At 59.1% G+C, this 7,241-nt stretch carries 5 protein-coding genes; 1 reads left to right on the top strand and 4 read right to left on the bottom strand.

Features of this window, described 5'->3' with window-relative positions; genetic code table 11:
- The coding region (locus ACKVEX_RS12565) for a PIN domain-containing protein (protein WP_473216078.1) at positions 1–489 on the top strand (489 nt) is incomplete at its 5' end.
- Positions 490–532: 43 nt separating this feature from the next.
- On the opposite strand, the gene ACKVEX_RS12560 is transcribed toward ACKVEX_RS12565, so the two are convergent.
- From ACKVEX_RS12560 to ACKVEX_RS12545, 4 genes are read right to left on the bottom strand one after another with little or no spacing between them, the layout of a single operon-like run.
- Positions 533–1,696 carry a Wadjet anti-phage system protein JetD domain-containing protein gene (locus ACKVEX_RS12560; RefSeq protein ID WP_473216077.1) on the bottom strand — a complete coding sequence of 388 codons (1,164 nt, stop codon included), beginning with the start codon at positions 1,694–1,696 and terminating at the stop codon, positions 533–535.
- Complete coding sequence (locus ACKVEX_RS12555; protein ID WP_473216076.1) at positions 1,683–5,057, bottom strand: ATP-binding protein; 3,375 nt, start codon at positions 5,055–5,057, stop codon at positions 1,683–1,685. Before ACKVEX_RS12555 ends, ACKVEX_RS12560 begins: the two co-directional genes overlap by 14 nt.
- Positions 5,054–5,761, bottom strand: coding sequence for a DUF4194 domain-containing protein (locus ACKVEX_RS12550; protein WP_473216075.1), 708 nt, complete (start codon positions 5,759–5,761; stop codon positions 5,054–5,056). The genes ACKVEX_RS12555 and ACKVEX_RS12550 overlap by 4 nt, the downstream gene beginning before the upstream one ends.
- Positions 5,748–7,208 (bottom strand): DUF3375 domain-containing protein, encoded by a 1,461-nt coding sequence (locus ACKVEX_RS12545; RefSeq protein WP_473216074.1) that lies wholly within the window; start codon positions 7,206–7,208, stop codon positions 5,748–5,750. Before ACKVEX_RS12545 ends, ACKVEX_RS12550 begins: the two co-directional genes overlap by 14 nt.
- Positions 7,209–7,241: the final 33 nt, after the last annotated feature.

The raw sequence follows: 7,241 nt of genomic DNA, 5'->3' as shown, positions 1-7,241 counted from the left end.
GCAAATGGAATCTGCAATATGGATGCGGGAGCGTTGATGGAGACGCTCTTCCAGCTTCCGATGCAGTTCGGCATCCCTGATCTGCTGTACTACGAAGAAATTGAACCGGGCAGTACGGGCCTTGAATACCTGGGCTTGCAGATCATGGAGGTCAGCGGCGACTTCGTGGCGTATGCCGAGCAGTTGCCAGGCCAGCACAACCATCTGCTTCCGGCTAAAAACGGTTCCAAGCCCAGTCACAACGACTACTTGGCACTGGCGCTTGCGAAGCAAGAGACTTGCACTTTGCTGACCGGCGACGCCAATTTGCGGATTGTTGCCAATAAGGAGCATGTCAACGTCATAGGCACCATCGGGCTGCTGTGCGCCATGATCGACAACCAACTGCTGTCAGTCGACGACGCCTTCAAGGCACTTGACCGAATGAAGTCTGGCAAGCGACGGCTGCCCTGGCCGGAAGCCGAAAAAGTGCTAAACGCGCTGCGCTGATCAGGTTCTGCCATCGGCAGCCAACCACTGCAGGCGAATGCCTCTAGGTCAGTGCCCGCTGCAACACGCTCCATGCGGCAGCCCAGTCGATCCGCTCCTGCTCCAAGCGAACGTTTTGCCCCCAGCGCTGTTGCTTGAGATCCCGATAGAGTTGCTGCTCTTGCTCCGTCAAGAGCGTCAGTTCCGTTGCCGGATGTTGCCCCGATTCATCCACCCACAGCGCCTTGTGTTGCAACAAGGTGTCTTCGTCCATGAGCACGGATTGCAAGTCTGGAATGTATGAACGAGCGCGATGCAGGATGGCAAATCCATGGGTGTCCAAATCACCCCAATAGATGCACTTTGCGCGGGCAAGCCAAGGGAAACGGGCCAACACGTCGACGTTATAGCCAAGACGCATGAACACGACAGCGCCCGGCATGTCGGACATTGCCAGTCCCGTTTGAAGGTTCTCGACAATAAACACATGCGAGACCGGCAAATTGAGACCCGCCAGATCTTCCACTGGTGCAGTGATGTCACCCACGCCACCGACCCTGGCTCGCAACGCCTGATCCAGCACCCGAATTCGCACAAGGAGTGGAGGTGCTTTCAGTCCGCAGCGCTGGTAGAAATCCAGTTCGCCGGAAGAGTCCTTTTGTATTGCGGCCACCAGATCCGTCAACAGACCTTTGCGCCCATCCAGCCATTTGCTATCCAGTCCAGCTACCGGAAGCTGGCGGGGATAGAGGTCGGATTGTGGATGGTCCACTATCCAGTCCAACATCTCTGCAAGCCGATGGAAATCGGCATCGGCGTAGTCCGCCAGGACATCAAAGTACCTCGGCAACTGCTGCGCCAGTACTAGCCAGCGAGCGGTGAGCGCCCTGTAGCGAGATTGAGCACGCTCCCATCGTGCGGACTCACCAATCCACATGGCAACATCCTTCGGGTCGCCCAACGCCAGCTTCTCCGGTAGTCGCTGGACGCCAAGCGCTTTCCACCGGCGCTCACACCAGGATAGTGTGCCGACCCCTTGCCAGCCTTGCCATGCGCTCACCCAAGCACGAACGCCGTCGACTTGTCGCAGTGCAGCCTGCTCCGTCGGCACACCGAGCGTAACCTCCAGCGGCCACTGGCCCTCGCCCGGATCATCGATCAACCACTCGCGATGCCTGCTTTGAAAGCGACGGGCGAGAAACTGCCGAACATCTTCAGGAAGCTTCAACGCCAGCCTCCTCTCGTGCGTGCTCTGGCAGCTTCAACCGCTGACGATCACCATCGTACTCGATCAGCAGGACGCCTGAGACGCGCCGATCGCTGATATCCACGAAGCAGGCGCCACCGATGAATGGCTCAAGGGTCATGACGGACTTCAGCGGCGTAGCGACCACCATCTGGAATCCGAAATTGGTAAAGATGTTCATCGCCAAAGCGGTGAACTCGTTATCCGCCTTGTCAAAGGCTTCATCCAGCACGACGGGCGCATACATCGGCACGCCGTGGTCGTTACCGCCCAGTTGATATCGTAGGGCAGCGGCCAAACACGTGGTGGTGAGCTTCTGCCGTTGGCCACCAGACTTGCCTGCTCCGCTGCGGTAGATCTCGACCTCGACGCCGCTTTCATCGATCTCCCGCCCGATGAACTCAACATGCTGTCGAACATCGAGCACAGTCTCACGCCAGCGTTTCTGCTCGGGGTCCTGACTGGCGAGTCGATCAACAAGTCGTCGCAAGGCCAGGAACCGCGCCTCGGCAAACTCGCGATCCTCCGTCCATGCATGGCTCAGCGCCTGCTGGATCTCCTGCTTGAACTCCTTGACGTCGACAAGCTGCCGGTCACTGGCGTCGATGTGGAGATAGGTGCGTTGATTGGCGCTCTGATTGAAAGGCACCTGGCCAAGACTGTCGTTGACCAGATCCATCCGTTCCAGGATGGCTTTGCGAGCATCGTTCAGATAGGTGGAAAGCGCCGCCAGATTCTGGTGACTTTGGTTCTGCAGCAATTCAAAGAATCGCTGCTCATAGGCGGGCAGACCATCCGTCTCCAGCCGAACCAGTTTGGCGAAGAAGTCTGGCGCGCTTGCAAGGCTCGTGTCCATGTCGCCCGCGTCCATCGGCCATTGCCGTTTGAAGTCGGAAAAGCGCGCTTCTATTTCCTTCTCGCAGGCACCAATCCCACGGTTGACCTCTTCGATCTCCGCATTGAGTGCACGTTCTACAGAAGTTGCCACCTTGTCGAGGTTGTCGAGCCGGACTGCATCTGACTGCTTGGCGAAGCGCTCGTCGAGACCCGAAACCTGATGGGGCGTCAATGGGACGATAGACGCGTCCTGCAGGAGGGATTCCAGTTTCAGGGTGTGGGTCTTGATCTGGTCAACAATCGAGTCGTACGCACGCGTTGCCTGCCGAAGATCCTTGTCAGCATCATCGACGAGTTTCTTTTGCTTCTCGATCTGCTCACTGATTTGCTGCAGGGTGGTGTTCCCCTCGCGCGCTTCGTGGATCTGCCGCTCAATGGTGGAGATGCGATCCAGCAATGGGAGCACATCTATTTCCTGCCACTGGAGATTCACCAGAGTCTGGCACTGCATCGCTCGGGTCGCACGATTCTTGTCTTGGTCGGAGAGTTTGTCGATCTCCCCACCGAGGCGCGCAATCGCGTCAGCCTGCTCCTGCGCCTGAGCTTGAAAGAGTCCGAGCTTCTCCCGGTTATCGAATCCGAGCACCCAGTTTCGCCGGTCGCCGACACTTCTGCGGTCGTCTTTCTCATGCCGAGTTTTGCTGTGCTTGACCTGACCCTCACGGGTAATGGCGCGATCAGCACTCCTGAACGACTGAATGGAATCGACGCACGCGTAATCGAAGCGTTGCCGCAGCTCGGTTTGGAGCCATTCGGCATATGTCCCTTCCTTGACGTTCAGCTTGAGGACGAGCGAATTGGCCCCAATGGGCTTGGCCTGCGACGTCTCCGGGCGGGCAGTCCGGTAATACACCAGGCGCTGCCCGAGGTGGGTGGCGTTGATGTGATTGGCCAACGCCGAATACTGGCGCTCGTCCACCAGAAGTGAAAGCGCAAATCCATGCAGTACGCGCTCAATGGCACCTTGCCACTCGGCCTCGTCAGGCTTCACCTCGATGAGCTCGCCGACAAATGGTAGTGCAGACTCCGAGACTCCGATGGCATAGGCGATGTCTCGACGCATTTCCAGCATGTCGGCTGGAATGTTCGATGGCTGGCGCTGGAGTGCCTGCACCTCCTTCACCGCTTGCGAAAATGCGGTTTCGGCGTCCTTCTTTTGACCTGCCAAGCGGAACTGTTCTTCGCGGTTCTCGCTGCTATGTTGCTCCCAGTTTTCGACTTCCTGCCGCGCGTTGCCCAACAGTTCAGCGAAAGCTTGAGGCGAGTCCGGGAGACTCCAGCCCAGCTTCTTGCACGCTTCTTCGGCCTGAGCGCGTTTGCGCAGGCGATCTGTGCGCTGGCCCTCCAGCCCCGATTTCTCGGCCTCCCATTGCTCGATCTGATCACCGCCAGCTTCACGGTGCTGTCGCTCCAGATCACGCAAGATTGCGGCGTGGTTATCCAGGATGCTCTGGCGTCGACTCACTTCACCTTCCGAGCCGCTGGCTTGCACCTTCAGGGATGCCACGTGCTCCTTGAGAAGCTCAATGCGGCGAGTCTCACGGTAGCCATCAACGCCAAGCCGAAGCTCATCCAAGCCATTGCGCTGCAATATCAACGAGTCCCTGCGCTGATACTGCTCCCGCGCTGGCGCGAGCGTTTGAACCTGCTCACGAGCCGTGACCACCGCCTGGTGCGCCGCATTGAGTTCGCCAAATTCGCTGACCAAGCGATCCGCCACCTCGAAGGTCTCGGGCTTGTCGAGCATGAAGTCGCGCAGGAAGGTATTGAGGTCGCCGAGGTTCTTGGCCGACTGGGTCTTGTGCAGCAAGCGCAGTGCCATTTCGCTCTCGATGCCGAGCAGTCGACAGAATCGTTCGCAGTAAGGACGAAAATCCTTTTGGGTGTATGCCTCAGGGAAAGATAGTTTGAGTTTCCGGATGTCAAAGTTGGATCGACCGAAATCCTCCAACTCGCGCAGGTCAAACGCCCGCTCCAACACGAGGTGGTGGCGATTGACGTCGGTGCTGCCATTGGCATTGCCGCGCAGCCAGAACACCTGAACCAGCACCACAGACTGGCCCAGGGCGTTCTGGTAGCTTAGCGCCAAGGCTGACCACGTTGTGCCAGAGCGCAGGTAGCGTGTAGCGATCTCTCCCGACTCCCCATCCTTCTGTTCAGCCCAAGCACCACGTATGTAGGTTGCGAGGTTCCGGTCACGACCGCTGCGGTCCGCCTCACGCGCCGCAGCGTTGAAATCGATCCACCGAGGTGGCGTCAGCAACGCCGAGAATGCATCGAGCAGCGTCGACTTCCCAGCGCCCGATCGACCCACAAACAAAAAGCCTCGCTCGCTGATCGGCACGTCGTGCAGGCCGGAGAAAGTACCCCAGTTGTAAACCTGCAGGCGGGTCATCCGGAACTGCTCGCGAACAAACAAGGAGACGGTTTGGGGTTCCGAGATCATTGGTCGGCCTCCTCGTCAGCGTCAATCTGAGCCAGTTGCGCTGGCGTTTCTCCGGCAGCCATGCGCTGATACAAGTGGGTCAGCGCCTGTATTTCCTCTGCCGAAAAGAGGAGTTTCAGCGTCGGCGAAATCTCGAAGCGATCCTCGCTTGAGCGAATTTTCTGAAGGATGCTGTGCTTCTTGATCTTCTCGATGGAAGCATGAACCCGTTTCACGAACCCTGCACGGTCGGTGTTGGCGGCACGCTCATACAGGGAGAGAAACTCCGTGATCTCGTCTGTCGACACCACGGCACGGTCGCCCTGCGAGTCCGCTTGAGTCAATCGCTGGCGTAGGTGGAGCAGCAGAATGGAGTCAATGAAGGTCAGTTGGGCGCGACGCAGCAGGAGTGGCACTTCGAGGTCGCCGGTATCTGCCTGGCGCGTGAAGGCGACTTGTACATCTCGGTCGATAACCAGTTCGAGAAACAGTTCGGCAAGCCGCCGACGTATCACCGCCTCGTCTCTCACTAATATCGGCCAGAGTTTTCGATGCCGACGTCCATCGAGCGACGGCCCTGCCAGCAGCTGCACCAGGGCGCGCCGGGTATCCAGTGCCAACTCGCCGCTGTCGCCCAGGAACAGGGTGTTGGCAGGTGCCTGAGCAGCATCTGGTTCTTGTGCTTCGACTGGCATTACCGCCTCAATGTTCTCAGACCAGTTCATTAGCCCGTTCCCTCAAAAAGAAGATCTTTGGAATTCGGGCGCGACGACGCTCGTCGTCGCCGCCAACCCAGCCTACGGTTTCACTGTGGTCCGCCTTGAACCCATGCCGACTACCCAACGCAAGCAGCCCGACGACGCTGCCCAGCCCCTGTGCAGCGGGGAACTGCTCCAGAACGTCGGCAATCGATGCCTGGGAGCGTTGCTCCAGGACTGCCAGCACGTTGGCCTTCAGGGTTCGGAAGTCGATCTCGGACTGTGCGACCAGTTCGCTCACAGACTCCAGGTCGATGGGTGGCGTGTCCCCTTCCGCCATCTGCCCGGGCAAAGCTTGCAGGGATGGGTCGTGCAGCACCCATTGGGACAAGGAGCGCAATCGACTGCTCGTGAGCTCAAGCGTGTACTGGAGGGTTTCTGTGGCCCTGACTTCGTCCTTCAGGGCCAGTGCTGCGCGCTGGGCGTCTTTCAGTAGGTGGTTGAGTCGGCGTTGCTCGAGGTATTCACGACTCTGGACGAAGTGCTTCAGGCTGCGCGCGAAGGTCTGGAGCACCTCGTGAACCATGCCGCCCTGCTCAAGAAGGGTGCGCGTTAGCCGCAGAAGGAATCGTCGCTCCTTGGCTTCGAGCTGCCCCACGAACTCCCGCGACATGACGCTATCCAGCGCCTGATCAAGCGTGGCCGCCTGTTCTGGGTCCGTAAGCAAGCGCCAGAAAGCGGAGAAAGTTCTTCCGGCGTCGCTCTCTGAAATCAGGTCGATTCCGGCGAACAGCGAATCCAGCACATCTCCACGATTGCCATCGTTGTCCATGATGCCTTCTCGAAGATCGCGATTGAGCTGGTCGAATTGATCGCGGACACGGCGGAAATCACCGGCCAAATCGTCGGCCAGCGTGATGATCTCCCGCGTTCGCTCAAGCGCCGTTGTATGGGGCAGCACGCGCATCTGCCCCTTCTGGATGGCGTCAATATCCTTGTCGATGCGGGCTTGCTCGGCCATGAGCCGGTCGATGCGACGGAACTTGTCGGTGTCAGTGTCCTCGGCAAGTCGGGCCAAGGCCTCGATGACGAGCGTCAGGCGGCTTTCGGTCGCGGCAGAGTACGGCTGTGCCAGGCCAGAGACAAACCGAATGGCTTCGACGGCCGCCGTGGAGAGTTCATATTCCTCTTCTGAAGCCCCAGCCGGGAAGCGTCGCTCCAGGTACCCATCGGCGAGCCAGCTGGCGACATACGCCTGTGCCGTTTGGGGAAAGTCCTCGCCCTGGGCGCGCAGCTCTTCCAGATCCCTTGCGATGCGTTCGTGAAAAATGGAGGCAGGGAGGCTTCGCTCGCTCTCATACAAGTGAGATTGAAGCAGGCCAATGACGGTAGGCCCGGTAGTCGAGGCAAGCAGACGCCACAGCGGCTGCGCCCGCATGCGCCGGTAGGTCGCGATGGCTTTGTCTGCTTTCACTCCCGTACTCCAAAGTGCGGGCATCGCCCGTCA

Source organism: Denitraticella aggregata (assembly GCF_048158365.1).
GTDB lineage: Bacteria > Pseudomonadota > Gammaproteobacteria > Burkholderiales > Rhodocyclaceae > Azoarcus_F.
Note: the sequence above shows the minus strand (reverse complement) of the source record. Positions and strands in the feature narration are given on the sequence as shown.

Excerpts from the sequence above, each read along its gene's own strand:
- ACKVEX_RS12555 (WP_473216076.1), bottom strand. The coding sequence starts at position 5,057 with ATGATCTCGGAACCCCAAACCGTCTCCTTGTTTGTTCGCGAGCAGTTC.
- ACKVEX_RS12550 (WP_473216075.1), bottom strand. The coding sequence starts at position 5,761 with ATGAACTGGTCTGAGAACATTGAGGCGGTAATGCCAGTCGAAGCACAA.